Below are 19806 nucleotides of genomic sequence, written 5' to 3'. Positions count from 1 at the left end.
CCTGTTCACTCAAACGTGACTTCCGAAACCCACCATCGCTTACTCGGCATTGCTACCGGCACTTCCGAGCTCTCTAGCAAAAGCCAGCGCTCCACCGATATCGAGATGTGTCGACGCGAACGCACGTCGTCTCACTTTTTCAGGTAGAGCCCAATCCCATTTCTCTTGCTCGAGATTTTCAATTTTCCCGAGCGAATCCAGGGCCGTCGTTGCATCCCATTCACCGATCCCCCTAAAAACGTCGACTAGGCGGTCCACGTGTGCGTTGGTAACGCTGACCACAACACCACCGTTGAAGGCATCGATTTTGTGCGCCTTGAGCAGTAAGGCGAGTGTGTCGTTAATCCAGTCACCTCGCCAAGTAGCGATGTGCACAGCTGCACCTTCCTGTACGAACACGGCGGAGGCCAACGAGGCATCGGCATAGAAGCGACGCGCTTCTTGCAGCAGTTCACGACCTCGTGCGTCCAGGGTCGGTTCCGCTGCGTCACTTGCAAGAACACGTCGCATTTCACGCCGAACTTCGTCGTGAACCATAGCACCGTTCCCGTCAAACTGCGGCGGGGCGCCGCCGTGGTCCGGCAACACATAGATGGTCTTGTTTTCCTGATCTACTTCCTGGACGCGCCAGCGCCGCCCAGCAAAAATCAAACCCTGTCCGATGGTCAGTGGATGGGCAACTGGCAGGCTCCCGAGCTGGCGCCCTTTAGCAATCAGTCGGAACTCCTCGTCAGTCGCAAACGCGGAATAGAACTCATAGTGGTTGACCAACTTCTCGCCTGCCTCGCCGTGCAGCAGCAGGCCATTTGACGACTGCACAATGAGGTCAAGCTTGCCAAGATGAAGCAGAATTTCCGTGAATGTCGACTTGTCGATCGCGTCGAACGTACCGCTCGCAATCAGACTGCTCCATAGATATCCCGCAGTGCATCCTCCGCGTTCAGCGATGATTGAAAGAATTTGTTGTACAAGAGACGATGCATGGAGGCCGCCGATTCGTGGTGGCTCGAACCATTTCCGCATCAGCAGATGCACCATAGCGACTGACTGAACCAGACTTTCGCGTATCCTGTCCGAAAAATCGGACTGTGGCGCCAGATCGGATTCGATACAGTAGCCACGCAGGATGGACGGTTCTCCTTTGCGCCGGCCGGATCGACCGAGACGCTGACGCAGACTCGCCACCGAGGGAGGAGCTCCAATCTGCGCAATGCTCTTCACCGAGCCGATATCGATTCCGAGCTCGAGTGTAGTTGTGCAAATGGCGCTAGCCGGTCTTGCCCCCTCCTTCAGGACTCTCTCGGTATCCTCCCGCAGTTCCTTCGAAAGGCTTCCGTGGTGAGGCCAGAATTCGTTGGGATACCCGTCCCGCTCGCACGCGCGACGCAAAAGATCCGCGTACGTTTCCACCTGTCTGCGGCTGTTCGGAAATATGAGATTGTTAGAACCGCGCAGCGACGCATATAGCTGATTCGCAACATCAACGGTACTTCCTGGGACTGCGTCCTCGAGATTCGGACTTTCAAGATCAGGTTCGCGCTCCACTCGTGGCGGTCGGTGCACGAAACCCTTGATCAAGACCTTCAGCTCCTGAGTGGTACTTTTTGACTCGATGATACCAATCGCCGACTCGCCACCCGGACGCAAGAATCGTGCAGCGAGCTGCATGTCACCTAGGGTCGCCGATAGTCCGACACGTGGCACAGTATGACCACATGCTCGCTCGACGCGGTACATCAAGGACTGAAGCTGCTTTCCTCGCTCGGAGCCGATAAAAGCGTGCAATTCATCGACAACGATGTAGCGCAGAGAAGCGAATGTCGCCGCCATGGACGACCCGCGGTTGACGAACATCGCTTCTAGGGACTCAGGTGTTATCAGAAGAACACCCGTCGGATTCTTGAAAAATCGCTGCTTTCTACTGCTTGAAACATCGCCGTGCCACCCGACAACAGAAATCTCCAGTTCCTCGCAAAGGCTATCCAGTCGAGACCACTGGTCATTGATGAGAGCCTTGAGAGGACTGACGTAAAGAACTGACCCACTGCACGGCGACTCGCGGAGCAGGTTTGACAAGATCGGAAGAAATGCCGCTTCAGTCTTCCCAGCCGCTGTTTGAGCCGCAATGATGATGTCTCGGTCGGCATTGATTAGCGCAGGCACCGCACGTTCCTGCGCGTCGCGCAACTCAGTCCACCCTTCTCTCCAGATCCACCGGCGAATCCTTTCGTCGAGAAGGTCAAAGCTCCTCGAATCAGCCGAGGCGGAAGCTTGCGAATTCATCGTCACCCTCGGTCGCTACGTCACTCATACCCCCAGTGTCTTTCTCTACTTCGAGCGCTCCGATCAGTTGCTGCCATTCAGCAGTCTGGTTCTGTTCGAGTACGGCCAAGAGATTGATAAATGCGGTAATCGTAGTTCGTGGCGTGCGAAAGTATTGGTCGCCAAGGCGCATCGCGCAATGAGCCATGAAAGCGGGAATTGCTTCCGCCGGCAGTTGCGCCTTCGCCTCGTCGCCGAAGGCATGCACGAGACGAATCTTGTCCAGCAGAACATAAAAATCTTCCGGCGTAAGGCTGGCAAGCCGGATGACCGGACCCGTGTAATCAACGAACCCACTCGTTGCGAACGTGTTTTCGGCGAGTCGCGACTGGAGTGCCGTATAGCTGTAAAGCCCGCGTTTCGTGTCTAATAAAAATTCAGGCGTTCCGCCGAGGACGAATCCGAGCCCTTCAGCAGAACCCTGAAGAGAGTCGTTCAGGATCCGCAGGATTTGTTCGTAGTTCGCGTTACGAGCCTGGACGTTCGCGAGCTTGTAAAGATTGACCAATTCATCGAGGCACACCAGTAGTCCGCTGTACCCTGCAAGTCTTACGAAACGTGCCATTAGCTTAAGCTGGTCATAGATCGACGCATCATCAATGATAGTGCGTACACCCAGCGCCGCGCGTGCATCCGTCTTCGTAGTGAACTCACCCCTCAACCAACGAACGGCATCACCCTTGAGCTGCTCATTGCCCTCTTCAAACCCACGGCAATATGCGGCGATGACGTCGGCGAAATCATATCCGTTGACCATCTCGGTCAACTGGTTGAGTTGGGCCCGAATAACCTCTTCGCTCGCTCGACCCGCAGCCTTCGCTTCAGTTTTGGCCTGGCCGATGAATTTCTCGACGATGGCCGCCATGGCACCGCCATCAGCTTTCGTACGTGTCGAGATATTCTTCGCCAGTTCAGCGTACAACGAGCGCGCCTGTCCGCCCGACGCGTGTAAGCGGCGGTCGGGATTCAGGTCGGCGTGGACCGTGACAAGTTTCTTCTCCAGGGCAATAGCTCGCACGAGATTCAGGAAAAACGTCTTGCCCGCGCCGTACTCACCGATCACCACGCGGAAACTCGACCCACCGTCGGCGACTCGCGCAATATCCTGGATCAGCGCGTCGAGTTCTTTGTGGCGCCCCACCTGGATAAGATGTTGTCCGATTCGCGGAACAACGCCCGCGCGGAGTGACTGAAGAACCGCATCGCGGTCCTTGGGACGAATTGTTGTCATGCTGCTAACCGTTGTGCAAGTTCCTGATTGATTTCGATTGGGTCCTCCCCGTCAATGAGCGGTTCGTCCCAGTGATCAAGCGCAGCCTCATTGACCTGTTCAATGGCGCCATCTAGCATCATGTCAAGGTCAGAAGCAGCATCGACCAACTCCGCGCGCGTCCATTTCGGCCTCGTCAGCAGCAGCCGGAGGAGCGCTGAGTGAGCATCATCCATCCCGAGCAAGCTAAAGGATTCTGGCTTCGTTGCCAGGGTGGCAGCTGGCTCTGAAACTGGCTGGATGCCTGACTCCTCGTCGGCAAACACGTCGGCCAACATTGCGGAAACCCTTGCGGTTTCCTTTTGAAGCGCTTCGATTCGAGCCGGATCAAGTGCGAAGCCCGGCTGCGACGGCACAAGCTTCAACGGGGATGCGTTGGTATGCGCTTGCGGCGAGATCGGAGAACCAACAACGGCATTACCGTGGAGATCCCCATATAACTGCTGCGGGTCAAGTCCGAGCGCCTGGTAAACCTTTTCAAGCAGCTTGACCTCTGCCGGTGACACGACACCGTCCGAGTTTGCCGTCTGGACCAGCAGCACTGCAAGGGAATGCTTCTCATCCACCGACAATGGTTCTAGCCGCTTTTTGAGGCTTGCCAAGGTCGATGGTTGTGCGATCTGCACCTGCACACGTGCCTTGAGCCGATCCTGCTGACGTGGTGCCATCTGCGACCACGAATCAATCTGTCGATAGATGAGCGCAATTTCAGGTTCTGTTGCCGCTCCATCAGCCATCGCGATCGAGGCAGCCATGTCCACCATCAGTGCCAGCGTGAGATATGTCTCATCCGCTAGATTTGTTGAATTGCTGGGTGGCGTCGCGTACAGCGCGACAGAATCCGTCTTCTTCGGGGTGCGCCCCGAAATTCTCACGTCCGGCTCCATTGCAACACCAGCTTCTCCAAGCACACGGGCAAGGACAGATAGTTTGTCTCGCGTGAGATTTCCTGTTGCCTTGAATCGCTCAAACAGGCTTCCGAAAGTTGTCACGACGATACCACTAGCGACTGTCGTGACGAGCGTATCGAGTTCGCGCCGCGCGCTATCCTGCCAAAGCTCAACCGGGAGCAAAAGCGCGCTTTCCAACGCGCCTCCGGCATCAGGATTCCGTCCCAAAAATCTGCTGTAAGCGTCCAGGGCATCGGTGCACTCGTACACCAGCTCCTGTAGCTTGTTTCTCGGGCCGGTCACGGCTGTAAGATCGGGCAACGAGGTAATGTAGTCCGGATACACAATTTCGCGGAGCGCGTAGAACGACGTGTACCCAGGTGCACGAAGCTTCGTTTTGTTTATGGGAAGTCTCATCCCGTCGCGATACTTTTCGGCATACTTCCGCTCGAACAACTGACGAAATTCACGGGCACAACGGGTCACCGGCGTACGCTTATTGACCGCACCGTCACCCAACACCCACGCGAGCGCCCATTCGATGGGAACGGGTACCTTGTCCATCGATGCTTGGCCGAAAGCTACGCGTATGCTAAGTGGCACTTCGAATGTGTTGCTGATCGGGCCTGGCTTCTGCTCATATTGCCGCCGAGGATGCACCGAATGTACCGAGATGAACTCAAGCAGATTGTCGATAGCGCTCGTGGAAAGCGTGTTCGAATATACAGTTTTCAGACGCTGCAACTCAGTCGCGATAGCGTCGAACTCCTCCTTTTCGACGTGCCCCTGCATTCCGTCCACGAGAACACGACGTTCGAGCCCGTAGAGGTAGAACTGTACGAAGCTTCGATGCAACTGCGGATCTGACCGGTCGGATGCCAGCCACTGAATATATGTTCGTCGATGTGCTGCAGAAAACGAGTTGTAGCTCAGCCAGTAGTCTTCGGAACCAACTGAGCTTTCGCTCCCTTTCGCTGCCACGTTCGAATTCGGAACAACGGCGCACGCATCGAGGCCCTGGCACGCCTCACCCCGTCGTGGTGTGCCGAAAAAGAACATGCCGCCGATAATAGTCGTCCCAGCGATATCCACCGCCTCACCTTGATTGACCCAGCGGACTTTCGGCGACGTCTCGAAGTTCGGGGGCGCGATCCGATAGGACGATTTGGTTGAATCGGACGACAGTGTTACTGTCAAAAATTCTTCATCCTGCTCCGATCGGGTCCCCGGTCTAGATTTCGGCACGGCCTCCACTGAGGTTGTATGCTGCGGCTCCGTCGAGCTTGGACTCATGGATTTCGTTATTGTTGGCGGCGGCTTCTTTTTCGTTAGGGCGGAAAAGGCTACGCAAAGCAGGGCGAACACAAAGAAGATCGTCCACCCACCTTTCGGGGCCAGACCGATTGCAATCAATAGAGCCACGGCGAGCGTGACTACCCCAGCACCCGATTCTTTTGCCTGGCGGCTCATAGTTTTGGTCTCTCGCTTCTTCGAACTCAGCTCCCGTCCGGTCGAGCGGTTCGTTTGGACGATTATATTACGTTGGAATATTCGTCCTCGGAAATTGCGCTCGAAATCATGCGGCGCCTTCCCTTCGAAGTCCCTTTCCGTGGTGAGTAGTTCTGCACACCCTAGAGCGGGGAAAGGCACATGGGGAGTCGACGCTCCGTCTACGCGACGGCTACCCCACTATGAAATCACCGTGCTCGCCCAAGTGAGAATGATTCACATGAAGAAAGCAAATATGCAAATAAAGCCGCAGACCTTCACGCCGGAATGACCGACTGCAGGTTCACCGTAGGCAATCTGACCTCGCCCCCGTTTTTCCTTGCTGCGGAATACGTGTATCAGCCACGCCCACGGTTCTAGCAAGACTTCGACTTGACATATTTCGTGAATGCGACGACCCGCTGCGTCCCAAATTGGCGCGTAGCTGTCGAAAGCGACAACAGGAGTGTGGACGTATTGCTACAGGACATCGAGGGATTTTTGCATTGCAACGCATTGGATGAAGCCAACGCCGAAATGATGCTGGCGCTGCCGGCTCACGAGCGACCGTCAGATGCTACCTCAGCGTTCGATTGGCTATGCGCTCAATTCGCCAGAAAGGGATTGAAGTCAAAACTCGAGTTCGCGAGGCGCGATGGCGATGCCTGCGGCGAGCATGCACTCATCGTTCTGCATTGCCTTGAGGAAGCAGTTGCCGTACGCACAGTAGAGAGACTCGGGGCTACCATAGCCACGGATATCGCGACGACATCATGAACGGGTGCATATCAGAGGACACGGATGCAAGCGACGATGAAGATTGACTTGCCACCCTCGCGCCTCCGAGCGCATGCCGGGCGCAGAGTGACCTCTCTCAAGCGCAGGCGTTTCGCGCGCATACTCAATGAGGTCATGACGGGCATCCACGGTGCCATAGACGTACGCCAAGGGCCTCAGAAGGCGCTCGGACTAAACTAGGTGACCTCAGACTCAGAAACGAAAAAGCCGGCCCACTGGGCCGGCTTTTTTGCGTCCAATCCCGGTCGGTTGCACCGCGAAACAAACTTTCGAACATACAGCCGATTCCCGATAAAGCAAAACGTGGCCAATCGGGAAATAAGGCATAACGAGTCCAGGTGGACAACTTATGCTTAACGGCACAGCATTCCATGGAACACCCTGGAAGCGAATCTGGTGGGCCCGGCGGGGTTCGAACCCGCGACCAATCGATTATGAGTCGACTGCTCTAACCGCTGAGCTACAAGCCCTGATGAGATTTGACGCGTGCTACACGCAGCCCCGGCAAAGAAGCCGGGCCGGCATTGTAACAACAAAGGAGACAAACGCCACCGGCATCACGCAGATGCCGGCGGCGTTCGCAGGAGAAACGCTGGAAATCAGTTCCCTTCGAGGAACGACTTCAGCTTGTCGGAACGGCTCGGGTGACGCAGCTTGCGCAGCGCCTTGGCCTCGATCTGACGGATCCGCTCGCGCGTGACGTCGAATTGCTTGCCGACTTCCTCGAGCGTGTGGTCCGTGCTCATCTCGATGCCGAAGCGCATCCGCAGCACCTTCGCCTCGCGCGGCGTCAGCGAATCGAGCACATCCTTCACGACGTCGCGCATGCTTGCATGCAGCGCGGCATCCGCCGGCGCGACCGTGTTGGTGTCCTCGATGAAGTCGCCGAGATGGGAATCGTCGTCGTCACCGATCGGCGTTTCCATCGAGATCGGCTCCTTCGCGATCTTCATGATCTTGCGGATCTTGTCTTCCGGCATTTCCATCTTCTCGGCAAGCGTTGCCGGATCCGGCTCGAGACCGGTTTCCTGCAGGATCTGCCGCGAGATGCGGTTCATCTTGTTGATCGTCTCGATCATGTGAACCGGAATACGGATCGTGCGCGCCTGGTCCGCGATCGAACGCGTGATGGCCTGACGAATCCACCACGTCGCATAGGTCGAGAACTTGTAGCCGCGACGGTATTCGAACTTGTCCACCGCCTTCATCAGGCCGATGTTGCCTTCCTGGATCAGGTCGAGGAACTGCAGGCCGCGGTTCGTGTACTTCTTCGCGATCGAGATCACGAGACGCAGGTTGGCCTCGGTCATTTCGCGCTTCGCCTGGCGTGCCTTCAGTTCGCCGGCCGCCATCTGGCGGTTGGTTTCCTTCAGGTCCTTCAGCGGCAGCACGACGCGCGCCTGCAGGTCGAGCAGGCGCTGCTGCTGTTCGCGGATCGCCGGAACGTTACGCGACAGCACCGCGCTGTACGAATGGCCCTCGGCCGTAATCTTCTCGGCCCAGTCGAGATCCGTCTCGCTGCCCGGGAAGCGCGCGATGAATTCCGAGCGCGGCATGCCGCACTTGTCGACGACGATGTGCAGGATCTGGCGCTCGACCTGACGCACTTCGTCCACCTGCGCACGCAGCGTGTCGCACAGGCGTTCGACGGTACGCGCGGTGAAGCGGATCGTCATCAGTTCGGTCTGGATCGTTTCCTGCGCCTTCAGGTAGGCCTTCGACTTGTAGCCTTCCTTTTCGAACGCGCGGCGCATCTTGTCGAACCACTCGCTGATCTGCGAGAACTTCTCGAGCGAGGCACGCTTGAGGGCTTCGAGCTGGGCGGCGTTGGCCGATGCCTGTGCGGCACCGTCATCCTCCTCCTCTTCCTCTTCTTCCTCTTCCTCCTCGGCTTCCTCGTCCTCGTTCTCGATGGCTTCCGCTTCCTTCGCGGAGAAGCCGTCCGTATCGGCGGAGTCCGAAGCATTCGGATCGAGCAGGCCGTCGACGAGTTCGTCGACGCGGATCTCTTCGTTCGCGACGCGCTCGGCCATCGCGAGGATGTCGGCGATCGTCGTCGGGCACGCGGAAATCGCCATCACCATGTGGCGCAGGCCGTCCTCGATCCGCTTCGCGATCTCGATTTCGCCTTCGCGCGTGAGCAGCTCGACCGTGCCCATTTCGCGCATGTACATCCGGACCGGATCGGTCGTGCGGCCGAATTCCGAATCGACGGTGGACAGCGCGACTTCCGCTTCCTCTTCGACTTCGTCGTCCGACGACGCGGCCGGCGCGTTGTCGTTCAGGAGCAGCGTTTCCGCGTCCGGCGCCTGCTCGTAGACCGCCACGCCCATGTCGTTGAACGTGCCGATGATGCCTTCAAGGGCTTCGGTCTCGGTGAAGTTGTCCGGCAGGTGATCGTTGATTTCGGCGTACGTAAGGAAGCCGCGCTCCTTGCCGAGCTTGATCAGCGCGCGCAGCTTCACGCGGCGCTCTTCGAGCTCCTCGGCCGTGCCCGGCGTGCTCGTCGCGAACGCTTCCTTCAGCAGCGCCTTTTCCTTGGCGCGACGATCGCGCACCTTGGATTTGCCCGGTGCAGCCGCGGCTGCGGGCTGCTCGTCGCTCTGATTTGCGTCGTCGTCGACGGATACTTCGTTCAGCTTTTTGGTCATGGAGTTCGCCGTACCGGCTATATCGACTCGCGGCTGCTGGACGACAGCCGGTTGAACCGTGGGTGCATGAGTAGTACGTACTGCCGTTTCGTCCGCGGCGGCAGTCGTGTCCCTTGCGCTTTTCGCACTTGCCCGCTTCGCCGCCGGCTTGGCCGGCCCGGAGTCGGGTCTGGCGGCAGCCCGTGTTCTGGCTGCCGGCGCCGGCGCAGCCTGAGCAGTGCCGGCCGCGGTTTTCTTTCCCGCAGGGGCTGACGATGCTGAAGACGTTGTCCTGGTGGAAGAAGCAGACTTGGCCGCTGTGACCTTCTTGGTCGGCTCCGTCGAGCCCTTGCCTGTTGCTTTCTTTCCGCCTGTCGTCTTTGCCATCGCGATTTTCGCCTCTACTTGGAAAACAAACCGCTGGAAACCTTATATTATAGCACGCTGGGGAGCCCTCTCTAAGCGCCCCGGCCGCCTACAGCCCGAGCCGACGCTTCATGTCGGTTCGCTGCTGGTTCAATTCCGTCAATTCGGCCAATTCCTCGGGTGTGAAGGTGGATTGCCGCGCCAGCCGATCGAGCCGGTCGCAGCAGGCGTCATAGCGCATCTTGAGCACCGCCGCCTGCAGCTCCTCCCCCGCGATCCGCTCCTGTTCACGCTGCCGCTCGGGCACCGTCTCGTCTTCCGGATTCTGTAACAGCAAATCGCGGACGTTTTCATCATAGTCCAGAATTTCGCGGAAGATTTCCTCGTAAGTCGCCCCGTTCGAGGACGTCCTCAGGACATCCGACAGCAGCCGGAACTCCGCGCCGTCGCCCAGCGCGCGCGCATGGTCGACGACTTCGGCGAACAGCTCGCCGATGCGCGGCAACGCGCGCAGGGTCGCAATCTGTTCGTCGTCGAGCTGCGACGCGATACGCGGATGCATCACCAGCGTGCGCAACGCACGCTTTTCGCTGTCCGTCACTCGGCGCCGCTCGCTGCGCGCGGGCGCCTGGCGCGGCGGCGCCGCGATCCGCGTGTCGACGTCGGACAACCCCGCGACCTCTTCGAACGGGATATCGAGGCGGTCCGCGAACATGTGCATGATCTGCGCGCGCAACGCGTTCGCAGGCAGCGCCTGCAGCAGCGGCTTCGCGTCGAACAGCGCCTTCGCGCGGCCTTCCGGCTGATCGAGCGCCTTGCCGGCAATTGCTTCGTTCAACAGAAATTGCGACAGCGGCATCGCGCGTTCGACCTGCTCGGAGAACGCATCCGCGCCGAACTCGCGCACATAGCTGTCCGGATCGTGCTCGGCCGGCAGAAAAAGGAACCGGATCGTGCGGTTGTCCGCCGCGTGCGGCAGGCACGCCTCGAGCGCGCGCCGGGCCGCACGCCGCCCGGCCGAGTCGCCGTCGAAACTGAAAATGACCGTGTCGGTCTGGCGCAGCAGCTTCTGCACGTGAATCGGCGTGCACGCGGTGCCGAGCGTCGCGACCGCGTTCGGGAAACCGAGCTGCGCGAGCGCGACGACGTCCATGTAGCCTTCGACGACCAGCACGTACTTGCGCTCGCGAATCGCCAGCCGCGCCTCGAACAGCCCGTACAGCTCGCTGCCCTTGTTGAACAGCGGCGTTTCGGGCGAGTTCAGGTATTTCGGCTCGCCGCTGCCGAGCACGCGGCCGCCGAAGCCGATCACCTGCCCCTTCACGTTGCGGATCGGGAACATGATCCGCTCACGGAACCGGTCGTAGCGGCGCGCGACACCCTGCGCATCGGTTTTCTCGCTGACGATCACGAGCCCCGACTCGACGAGCGACTCGTCGCGATAGTCGGGGAACGCGGTTTCGAGGTTCTGCCAGCCGTCCGGCGCATAACCGAGCCCGAAGCGCGCGGCGATCTCGCCGGTCAGGCCCCGGTTCTTCAGGTACTGGATCGCGACGGTCGCGCCGCGCAACTGCTTGCGGTAGTAATCGCACGCGGCAGTCATCGCATCGGACAGCGCGGTCGCGACGGATTTCGACACCGGCGCCGGATAATCGCCGCCACCGCCCGGGCCTCCACCACCGCCGCGCATCGACGGCTCGTGCGGCACGGTCAGCCCGACCGACTGCGCGAGCTCCTGCACGGCTTCCGGGAACGTGAGCCCCGCATGCTCCATCAGGAAGCCGATCGCCGTGCCGTGCGCGCCGCAGCCGAAGCAGTGATAGAACTGCTTGGTCGGGCTGACGGTAAACGACGGGCTCTTCTCGTTATGGAACGGGCACAGCCCCATGAAGTTGGCGCCGCCCTTCTTGAGCTGCACGTACCGACCCACCACGTCGACGATATCGACGCGGTTCAGCAAGTCCTGCAGGAACGAATGCGGAATCACCGTGGGATCGAGCGAAAAAAGGCAATACGACGCCCGGCACACGCAACGCCGCGCGCGCCGGGAACGGGTTTTACTTCGTGAGCGCGGCCTTGACCTGCGCGGAAACGGCCGTCATGTCGGCACGGCCGGCGAGCTTGCCCTTCAGCACGCCCATTACCTTGCCCATGTCCTGCGGGCCGGCTGCGCCGGTTTGCGCGACCGCCGCCTGGACTTCGGCCGCCACTTCGGCATCCGACAGTTGCGCGGGCATGTAGCCGCCCAGCACGGTCAATTCGGCCTGCTCCTTCGCGACGAGGTCGTCACGGCCGGCAGCCTGGAACTGGCTGATCGAATCCTTGCGCTGCTTGATCATCTTGTCGATCACGGCCGTGATGCCCGCGTCGTCGAGCGTGACCCGATCATCGACCTCGCGCTGCTTGATCGCGGCCATCAGCAGGCGAATCGTCGCCAGGCGCTCGCTTTCCTTCGCGCGCATCGCGGCCTTCATGTCTTCGCTGATCTGCTCTTTCAAACTCATCTTTCACCCGGGATGGAAACGTGAATCCGACGCCCGCTAACGGGCGTCAACACAAAAACCCGCTTGGGACAGTGTCTCAAGCGGGTTGCTCGAATCCGGCATCGGCGACTCGCCGCCTGATCGGCTGCGCGATCGCACTCGATCGCACGGAGTCACCGGTGCGCCGCTCAGCGAACCGCGCGGCGCCCAATCGTTCAGTACAGCTTCTTCGGCAGCGTCTGGCTGCGAATACGCTTGTAATGACGCTTCACCGCAGCAGCCTTCTTGCGCTTGCGCTCCGCGGTCGGCTTCTCGTAAAACTCGCGCGCACGAAGTTCGGTCAACAGACCGTTCTTCTCGATCGTGCGCTTGAAGCGACGCATTGCAACTTCGAACGGCTCGTTCTCTTTAACGCGAATGATCGTCATGATCCGACACGAATAAAGGTTTGCAGGGAAAGACTACCGAGTATAGCAGAGCGATTGTTCAAAGGCACGGGGCCTGGTCCCGCTAAAACGGGGCTTGCGTAGGGCCTGTTCACGCTAATAACGGGCTTGCGAACGTGCCTTGCCGGCTGCAGTGCAAGAAAGCAAGGAGCGCCGTTTGGCCGAGCCAAACAAGCGACGCGCGACGCCGCAATGCGGCCGGCAACGCACGTTCCCCTGTTTGGAAAAATCATTCGTGGGGCTGGCCACCAGAAGGGCCCGTTATTAGCGTGAACAGGCCCTAGCCCGTCAGGCGCCGCGCGCATACTCCGCCGCGGCCTGCCCGGCCGCCGTGCCGGACGCCCACGCCCACTGGAAGTTGTAGCCGCCGAGCCAGCCCGTCACGTCCACGGCCTCGCCGACGAAGAACAGCCCCGGCACGCGCGCGCTCATCATCGTCGCCGACGACAGCTCCCGCGTATCGATCCCGCCCTTCGTCACCTCGGCCTTCTTGTAGCCTTCGGTGCCGTTCGGCGTCAGCGTCCAGCCGGCGAGCGCGTCGCCGATCTGGCGCAGCGTCTTGTCGGGCAGGTCCGCGAGCCGCGCGTCGGCCGCGACACTGTGCGTGTCGAGCCATGCGTGCGCGAGGCGCGACGGCACCCAGTCCGCCAGCAACGAACCGATCTGGCGCTTCGACGTGCGCTTCGCATCGAGCAGGTCGGCCACCGTGTCGCGCTGCGGCAGCAGGTCGACGCGAATCGGGTCGCCGGGCTGCCAGTAGCTCGAGATCTGCAGGATGCCGGGTCCCGACAGGCCGCGATGGGTCAGCAGCAGATCCTCGACGAATTCGCCGCCGCGCTTCTTGTCGCCGGTCGACACGCGCACTTCGAGCGACACGCCGGACAGCGCCGCGAACGGCTCCCAGTCGTGCGGCGCGAACGTGAGCGGCACGAGCGCGGGCCGTGTATCGATGAGCTTGTGGCCGAACTGCTTCGCGAGCCGGTAGCCGAAGTCGGTCGCGCCGATCTTCGGGATCGACAGGCCGCCCGTCGCGACGATCAGTGCGCGCGCACCGATCGGCCCGGCCTGCTGCGTGTCGAGCGTGAAGCCGTCGGCCGGTGCGTGGCGCACCGCGTCGACGACGACGGGCCGGCGCCACGCGATGCCGCCCGCGTCGCATTCGTGCTTCAGCACGTCGATGACCGCGTCGCTGCCGTGGTCGCAAAAGAGCTGACCTTTGTGCTTTTCGTGCCAGGTCACATGATGGCGCTTGAGCAGCCCGAGGAAATCGCGCGGCGTATAGCGCGCCAGCGCCGAACGCGCGAAATGCGGATTCGCCGACAGGTAGTTGTCGGGGCCTGCGTACAGGTTCGTGAAGTTGCAGCGGCCGCCGCCCGAGATGCGAATTTTCTCGGCGAGCCGCGGTGCGTGATCGATCAGCACGACGCGGCGGCCGAGTTGCCCGGCGACCGCGGCGCTCATCATCCCGGCAGCGCCCGCGCCGATCACGGCGATGTCATAAGTTTCCATGGCGCGGATTGTACCTGCCCGGCATCGGGCCCGGGCCACCGCCAGCGGCGGCCTGCCCTCGCCTGCTATACTTTCTGGTTACGTCGACCTTCCCGCGGCGCGCCCGATATGGCGCGCCCTGCCCGTACCCATGCTCGTTCTCGGCATCGAAAGCTCCTGTGACGAAACCGGCCTCGCGCTCTACGACACGCAGCGCGGCCTGCTCGCGCACGCGCTCCATTCGCAGATCGCGATGCACCGCGAATACGGCGGCGTCGTGCCCGAGCTCGCGTCGCGCGACCACATCCGCCGCGCACTGCCGCTGCTCGAGGAAGTGATGGCGCAAAGCGGCACGCACCGCGACGACATCGACGCGATCGCGTTCACGCAAGGCCCCGGCCTCGCCGGCGCGCTGCTGGTCGGCGCGAGCATCGCGAATGCGCTCGCACTCGCATGGAACAAACCGACCGTCGGCATCCATCACCTCGAAGGCCACCTGCTGTCGCCGCTGCTCGTCGCCGAACCGCCGCCGTTCCCGTTCGTCGCGCTGCTGGTTTCCGGCGGCCACACGCAACTGATGCGCGTGACCGACGTCGGCGTGTACGAGACGCTCGGCGAAACGCTCGACGACGCGGCCGGCGAAGCGTTCGACAAGACGGCGAAACTGATCGGCCTCGGCTACCCGGGCGGCCCGGAAGTCTCGAAGCTCGCCGAAACGGGCACGCCGGGTGCGGTCGTGCTGCCGCGTCCGATGCTGCATTCGGGCGACCTCGACTTCAGCTTCAGCGGCCTGAAGACTGCCGTGCTCACGCAGATGAAGAAGTTCGAGGCAGCGAAGCTGACGGGCGACGCGCTCGAACGCGCGAAAGCCGACCTCGCGCGCGGATTCGTCGACGCGGCCGTCGACGTGCTCGTCGCGAAGTCGCTCGCCGCGCTGAAGAAGACGAAGCTCAAGCGCCTCGTGGTCGCGGGCGGCGTCGGCGCGAACCGCCAGTTGCGCGAGGCGCTGTCGGCCGCCGCGGCCAAGCGCGGCTTCGACGTGCACTACCCCGATCTCGCGCTCTGCACCGACAACGGCGCGATGATCGCGCTCGCGGGCGCGCTGCGGCTCGGCCGCTGGCCCGAGCAGGCGAACGCCGACTACGCGTTCACGGTGAAGCCGCGCTGGGATCTCGCGTCGCTCGCACGCTGAACCGCGACGTCAATACAAGAAAATCAAAAGGCCGCTCAAAACTGAGCTGACCCCGTAAAGTTGGACGGGTAAATTAGGCCGCCAAGGGCTGAGTTCTGTACTGCACGGGACTCAGCCCTTTTAGCTTGAGCTTGATGCGGTCGTGATTGTAATAGCGGATGTAGTCGGCAATGGCGCGACGCAATTGCTGGACGTCTGCGAAGTGTGTCAACCGGAAGCACTCGGATTTGAGTGTGCCGAAGAAGCTTTCCATCGCGGCATTATCCAGGCAGTTGCCCTTGCGTGACATGCTCTGCGGCATGCCTCGCTCAGCAAGCTGTTCGCAGTATTCTCGCATTTGATAAGCCCAGCCTTGATCCGAATGCAGCATCGGTGTCTCATCAGCTGCCAGTCGCTTGAGTGCCTTGTCCAGCATGGCTTTGATCATGGCGAAGTCGGGGCGCTCGCTCATTTGCCAGGCAATGATCTCGCCGTTGTACAAATCCAGAACCGGCGACAGATATAGCTTCTTGCCGCCGACATTGAATTCGGTCACATCCGTCACCCACTTCTCATTGGGCCTGCTGGCTTCGAATTGGCGGTTGAGTAGATTCGGCGCTATGCGCCCACGCTCTCCCCGATAGGACCGATATTTCTTGGGCCGAACGAGCGACTTCAGACGCAGCACTGACATCAGTCGCTGCACCGTCTTGCGGTTGACCCAAGTGCCCGCTCGACGCAATGCAAGCGTGATCCGGCGATAGCCGTAACGCCCTTATGCTGGGCGAAGACATCGGCGATCTTCGCCTTGAGCTCGGCGTGACGATCTCCCGCCTTGGTCGCTGCCACTTGGTAATAGAACGTACTACGAGCCAGGCCTGAAACCTTGAGCAAGACGCTTAACGAATGATGCTCACGCAAGGCGTTCACGATTTGCGCGGTTTCTTTGGCTTTGCTTGCTCCTTGGCTCGGAGCAGTTCGTCCAACTTTTTTAGGTACGCCACCTCCGCGCGCAGATACTCATTCTCTTTAAGAAGGTCTTCGCGTGAGCGCTCGTCTGCGGGCACGGCAGTAGGCTGGGCAGGCTGTTTGGGCTTTGACATCTTGGGTGGCCGGCCTTTGCGGCGCGGCATGAGAGCTTCGAAACCACCCTCATGATACTGGCGCTCCCAGCGACTCACGCAGTTGGCTTCGCGCAAATCGAATACCGCGCATGTGCGCTGGTATGACAGCTCATGGCGCCACATGTGTTGCAGCACCGACATCTTGAAGTCAGTGCTATACGTCTCGTGCTTCTTGCGCAGCCCTGCTTTGCCATGTACCCGGAAAGCGCTCACCCAACGCCGCAGTGTTGAATACCCAACTCCGTACTTCCGGCCGAGCGACTCGCAACTGCCTTCGCCGCTCAGATATGCCTTGACCAATTGTTGCTTGAACGACGGGTCATACTTCGTCATGAAAAAACCCCCAAGGGTTGGAGTGATGTCCAACTCTTGGGGGTCAATTCAAAACGAGCGGCCTTTTTCATCGGCGCGGCAAAACGACGCAGCGTTATGCCGCCTGCCGCTTGTCGCGCTCGATCAGCGCATACGCGCTGTGATTGTGGATCGACTCGAAGTTCTCGGCTTCGAGCACATACGCGACCACGCGCTCGTCCGCATCGAGACGCTGCGCGACGTCGCGCACGAGATCCTCGACGAACTTCGGGTTCTCGTATGCACGCTCGGTGACGAACTTCTCGTCCGGACGCTTCAGCAGGCCCCACAGTTCGCACGACGCCTCTTCCTCGGCGATGCGGATCAGCGCCTCGACCGGCAGATCGGCCGCGAGCTCGGCATCGATCGTCACGTGCGAGCGCTGGTTGTGCGCGCCGTACTGCGAGATCTTCTTCGAGCACGGGCACAGGCTCGTCACGGGCACGAGCACCTTCAGGAACAGGCGCGTGTCGCCGTTGCGGCTTTCGCCCGCGAGCGTCACTTCGTAGTCGAGCAGGCTCTGCACGCCGGACACCGGCGCCGTCTTGTTCACGAAGTACGGGAAAGTGACCTCGATGCGGCCGGCCTCGGCCTCGAGCTTCTCCAGCATCGACGCGAGCATCGCGCGGAAGCGCTCGACCGTCAGCGGCGCGCGATTCTCTTCGAGCAGCGCGACGAAGCGCGACATGTGCGTGCCCTTCTGGTCGGCCGGCAGGCGCACGTCGAGATTCCAGACACCGACGCTCGGCTGCACGTCGCCGCTTTCGGTACATACCGTCAACGGATGCCGGACCGCCTTCACGCCCACGCGCTGAATCGGGATCTGACGGGTATCCACCGTGCTCTGCACGTCGGGCATCACGAAGGCGGGATTCATCTGGTTCATCTTGTTCAATCCTTGTAAGCCGCGCGTTCGACGACGCGCACGCCGCGTCATGCGGCAGCCGGAAAAGCAACATGGGCCCGCAGGCCCATGTTTTCCGCATCAATGAAGACCGGTTGCGCCAGTCGCACCAGCGCCGCCCGGAGGCGGCGCCAGCTTATGCGACGCGCTTCGCCTGACCGGCGACATCGGCCGCCGGGTTCAGGAAGCGTTCGCGAATCGATTTCGCGATGCCCGCGCCGTCGAGGCCGCATAGCGACAACAGCTTTGCGTGGTCGCCGTGATCGACGAACTGGTCAGGGAGGCCCAATTGTAGTACGGGTCGGATAACCCCACTCTCCATCAGGGCTTCCACGCAGGCCGAGCCCGCGCCGCCCATCACGCAGCCTTCCTCGATCGTGACGAGGTAGTCGTGCGTCTCGGCGAGTTCGCGCACGAGCGCGGCGTCGACCGGCTTCACGAAGCGCATGTTCGCGACGGTTGCGTCGAGTTCCTCGGCCGCTGCGAGCGACGGTGCGACCATCGTGCCGAATGCGAGGATCGCGACACGCTTGCCTTCCGGCTGCGCCGTGTGGCGACGCACTTCACCCTTGCCGAGCGGGATCTCGGTGAATTCCTTCACCGTCGGCACGCCCGTGCCCGCGCCGCGCGGATAGCGCACTGCGGTCGGGTTCGGCTGCTGCAGCGCGGTGTGCAGCATCTGGCGGCATTCGTTCTCGTCGGATGCGGCCATGATCGTCATGTTCGGGATGCAGCGCATGAACGCGAGATCGTACGCGCCCGCATGCGTCGCGCCGTCCGCGCCGACGAGACCCGCGCGGTCGATCGCGAACACGACCGGCAGGTTCTGCAGCGCGACGTCGTGGATCAGCTGGTCGTAAGCACGCTGCAGGAACGTCGAGTAGATCGCGACGACCGGCTTCAGCCCTTCGGTAGCGAGGCCGCCCGCGAACGTCACCGCATGCTGCTCGGCGATGCCGACGTCGTAGTAGCGATCCTTGAAACGCTTCTCGAACTCGACCATGCCCGAGCCTTCGCGCATCGCGGGCGTGATGCCGACGACGCGCGTATCGCGCTCGGCTTCATCGCACAGCCACTCGCCGAACACCTGCGTGTACGTCTTCTTCGCGGGCGTGGTCGACGGCTTGATGCCTTCGGCCGGGTTGAACTTGCCGGGGCCGTGATAGAGCACGGGATCGGCTTCGGCGAGCTTGTAGCCCTGGCCTTTCTTCGTCACCACGTGCAGGAACTGCGGGCCGCGCAGTTCGCGGATGTTCTGCAGCGTCGGGATCAGCGAATCGAGATCGTGACCGTCGATCGGGCCGATGTAGTTGAAGCCGAACTCCTCGAACAGCGTAGCCGGCACGACCATGCCCTTCGCGTGCTCCTCGAGCTTGCGCGCGAGTTCGAGCACCGGCGGCGCAACGCTCAGCACGCGCTCGACGCCCGCGCGCGCAGCCGCGTAGAAGCGGCCCGACATCAGACGCGCGAGATGGCGATTCAGCGCGCCGACCGGCGGCGAAATCGACATGTCGTTGTCGTTCAGGATCACGAGCAGCTTCGCATCTTCCGACACGCCCGCGTTGTTCATCGCCTCGAACGCCATGCCGGCCGTCATCGCGCCGTCGCCGATCACGGCAATCGAGAAGCGGTCGTCGCCGTTCAGCTGGCTGCCGATCGCCATGCCGAGCGCGGCCGAGATCGACGTGCTCGAGTGCGCGGTGCCGAACGTGTCGTATTCGGATTCGCTGCGGCGCGGGAAGCCCGAGATGCCGTCGTACTGGCGCAGCGAATGCATCTGGTCGCGGCGGCCCGTGAGGATCTTGTGCGGGTAGGTCTGGTGGCCCACGTCCCAGACGATGCGATCGTTCGGCGTGTTGAACACGTAGTGCAGCGCGATCGTCAGCTCGACCGTCCCGAGGTTGGACGACAAATGGCCGCCCGTCTTCGACACGCTGTCGAGCACGAACGCGCGCAGTTCATCCGCGAGCGGTTGCAGTTGGCGACGATCGAGGCGGCGCAGATCCGCCGGGTCGTCGATGGTTTTCAGCAAGTCGTACATCGTCGTTCCATTGTAGGAAATCAAACGCGCCCGC

The 19806-nt window shown here is 61.3% G+C and carries 12 protein-coding genes, 1 tRNA gene and 1 pseudogene; 2 read left to right on the top strand and 12 right to left on the bottom strand.

The features are described from left to right. Positions 1-39: 39 nt before the first annotated feature. From MRS60_RS17160 to MRS60_RS17150, 3 genes are read right to left on the bottom strand one after another with little or no spacing between them, the layout of a single operon-like run. Positions 40-2283 (bottom strand): DEAD/DEAH box helicase, encoded by a 2244-nt coding sequence (locus MRS60_RS17160; protein WP_243566250.1) that lies wholly within the window; start codon positions 2281-2283, stop codon positions 40-42. After that, entirely contained in the window at positions 2255-3553 is a 1299-nt protein-coding gene (locus MRS60_RS17155) for an ATP-binding protein (RefSeq protein ID WP_243566249.1), read from the bottom strand. The genes MRS60_RS17160 and MRS60_RS17155 overlap by 29 nt, the downstream gene beginning before the upstream one ends. Further along, positions 3550-5952: a TerB N-terminal domain-containing protein gene (locus MRS60_RS17150; RefSeq protein ID WP_243566248.1), complete on the bottom strand. Its 2403-nt coding sequence runs from the start codon at positions 5950-5952 to the stop codon at positions 3550-3552. Before MRS60_RS17150 ends, MRS60_RS17155 begins: the two co-directional genes overlap by 4 nt. Before the next feature lie 495 nt (positions 5953-6447). Here MRS60_RS17150 and MRS60_RS17145 point away from each other — a divergent pair, with 495 nt between their 5' ends. After that, the gene (locus MRS60_RS17145; RefSeq protein WP_243566247.1) at positions 6448-6747 is read left to right on the top strand and encodes a hypothetical protein; all 300 of its coding nucleotides are present in this window, start codon (positions 6448-6450) and stop codon (positions 6745-6747) included. Positions 6748-7162: 415 nt separating this feature from the next. Here MRS60_RS17145 and MRS60_RS17140 read toward each other — a convergent pair. The 6 genes from MRS60_RS17140 to MRS60_RS17115 all read right to left on the bottom strand — a co-directional run bounded on the left by MRS60_RS17140 (position 7163) and on the right by MRS60_RS17115 (position 14202). After that, positions 7163-7238: transfer RNA gene (locus tag MRS60_RS17140), tRNA-Ile, on the bottom strand. Between the two features lie 129 nt (positions 7239-7367). Next, positions 7368-9785: an RNA polymerase sigma factor RpoD gene (gene rpoD / locus MRS60_RS17135; protein ID WP_081938390.1), complete on the bottom strand. Its 2418-nt coding sequence runs from the start codon at positions 9783-9785 to the stop codon at positions 7368-7370. Positions 9786-9873: 88 nt separating this feature from the next. Further along, on the bottom strand, positions 9874-11751 hold the full coding sequence (dnaG, locus tag MRS60_RS17130; protein WP_034180054.1) for a DNA primase: 1878 nt from the start codon (positions 11749-11751) through the stop codon (positions 9874-9876). Positions 11752-11821: 70 nt separating this feature from the next. After that, positions 11822-12268, bottom strand: coding sequence for a GatB/YqeY domain-containing protein (locus MRS60_RS17125; RefSeq protein ID WP_006479409.1), 447 nt, complete (start codon positions 12266-12268; stop codon positions 11822-11824). A 194-nt stretch (positions 12269-12462) separates the two neighbouring features. Then, entirely contained in the window at positions 12463-12675 is a 213-nt protein-coding gene (rpsU, locus tag MRS60_RS17120) for a 30S ribosomal protein S21 (protein ID WP_006479415.1), read from the bottom strand. A 306-nt stretch (positions 12676-12981) separates the two neighbouring features. Beyond that, entirely contained in the window at positions 12982-14202 is a 1221-nt protein-coding gene (locus MRS60_RS17115; RefSeq protein WP_175748699.1) for an NAD(P)/FAD-dependent oxidoreductase, read from the bottom strand. 130 nt (positions 14203-14332) lie between these two features. On the opposite strand from MRS60_RS17115, the gene tsaD reads away from it, so the two are divergent. Further along, the gene (gene tsaD, locus MRS60_RS17110; RefSeq protein WP_243566246.1) at positions 14333-15373 is read left to right on the top strand and encodes a tRNA (adenosine(37)-N6)-threonylcarbamoyltransferase complex transferase subunit TsaD; all 1041 of its coding nucleotides are present in this window, start codon (positions 14333-14335) and stop codon (positions 15371-15373) included. Positions 15374-15446: 73 nt separating this feature from the next. On the opposite strand, the pseudogene MRS60_RS17105 reads toward tsaD, so the two are convergent. From MRS60_RS17105 to dxs, 3 genes and pseudogenes are all read right to left on the bottom strand, one after another. Beyond that, positions 15447-16809 (bottom strand): annotated as a pseudogene (locus tag MRS60_RS17105) (IS3 family transposase). A 94-nt stretch (positions 16810-16903) separates the two neighbouring features. Continuing rightward, entirely contained in the window at positions 16904-17713 is an 810-nt protein-coding gene (folE2, locus tag MRS60_RS17100; protein ID WP_034185213.1) for a GTP cyclohydrolase FolE2, read from the bottom strand. Between the two features lie 154 nt (positions 17714-17867). After that, positions 17868-19772: a 1-deoxy-D-xylulose-5-phosphate synthase gene (gene dxs / locus MRS60_RS17095; RefSeq protein ID WP_034185198.1), complete on the bottom strand. Its 1905-nt coding sequence runs from the start codon at positions 19770-19772 to the stop codon at positions 17868-17870. Positions 19773-19806: the final 34 nt, after the last annotated feature.

Source organism: Burkholderia pyrrocinia, assembly GCF_022809715.1.
Classification (GTDB): domain Bacteria; phylum Pseudomonadota; class Gammaproteobacteria; order Burkholderiales; family Burkholderiaceae; genus Burkholderia; species Burkholderia pyrrocinia_C.
Note: the sequence above shows the minus strand (reverse complement) of the source record. Positions and strands in the feature narration are given on the sequence as shown.

Bases quoted from the DNA above. Each gene is read 5' to 3' on its own strand.
- rpsU (WP_006479415.1), bottom strand. From the start codon at position 12,675: ATGACGATCATTCGCGTTAAAGAGAACGAGCCGTTCGAAGTTGCAATG.
- MRS60_RS17125 (WP_006479409.1), bottom strand. From the start codon at position 12,268: ATGAGTTTGAAAGAGCAGATCAGCGAAGACATGAAGGCCGCGATGCGC.
- MRS60_RS17160 (WP_243566250.1), bottom strand. From the start codon at position 2,283: ATGAATTCGCAAGCTTCCGCCTCGGCTGATTCGAGGAGCTTTGACCTT.
- tsaD (WP_243566246.1), top strand. From the start codon at position 14,333: ATGCTCGTTCTCGGCATCGAAAGCTCCTGTGACGAAACCGGCCTCGCG.
- MRS60_RS17155 (WP_243566249.1), bottom strand. From the start codon at position 3,553: ATGACAACAATTCGTCCCAAGGACCGCGATGCGGTTCTTCAGTCACTC.
- rpoD (WP_081938390.1), bottom strand. From the start codon at position 9,785: ATGGCAAAGACGACAGGCGGAAAGAAAGCAACAGGCAAGGGCTCGACG.
- MRS60_RS17115 (WP_175748699.1), bottom strand. From the start codon at position 14,202: ATGGAAACTTATGACATCGCCGTGATCGGCGCGGGCGCTGCCGGGATG.
- dxs (WP_034185198.1), bottom strand. From the start codon at position 19,772: ATGTACGACTTGCTGAAAACCATCGACGACCCGGCGGATCTGCGCCGC.
- MRS60_RS17150 (WP_243566248.1), bottom strand. From the start codon at position 5,952: ATGAGCCGCCAGGCAAAAGAATCGGGTGCTGGGGTAGTCACGCTCGCC.
- folE2 (WP_034185213.1), bottom strand. From the start codon at position 17,713: ATGAACCAGATGAATCCCGCCTTCGTGATGCCCGACGTGCAGAGCACG.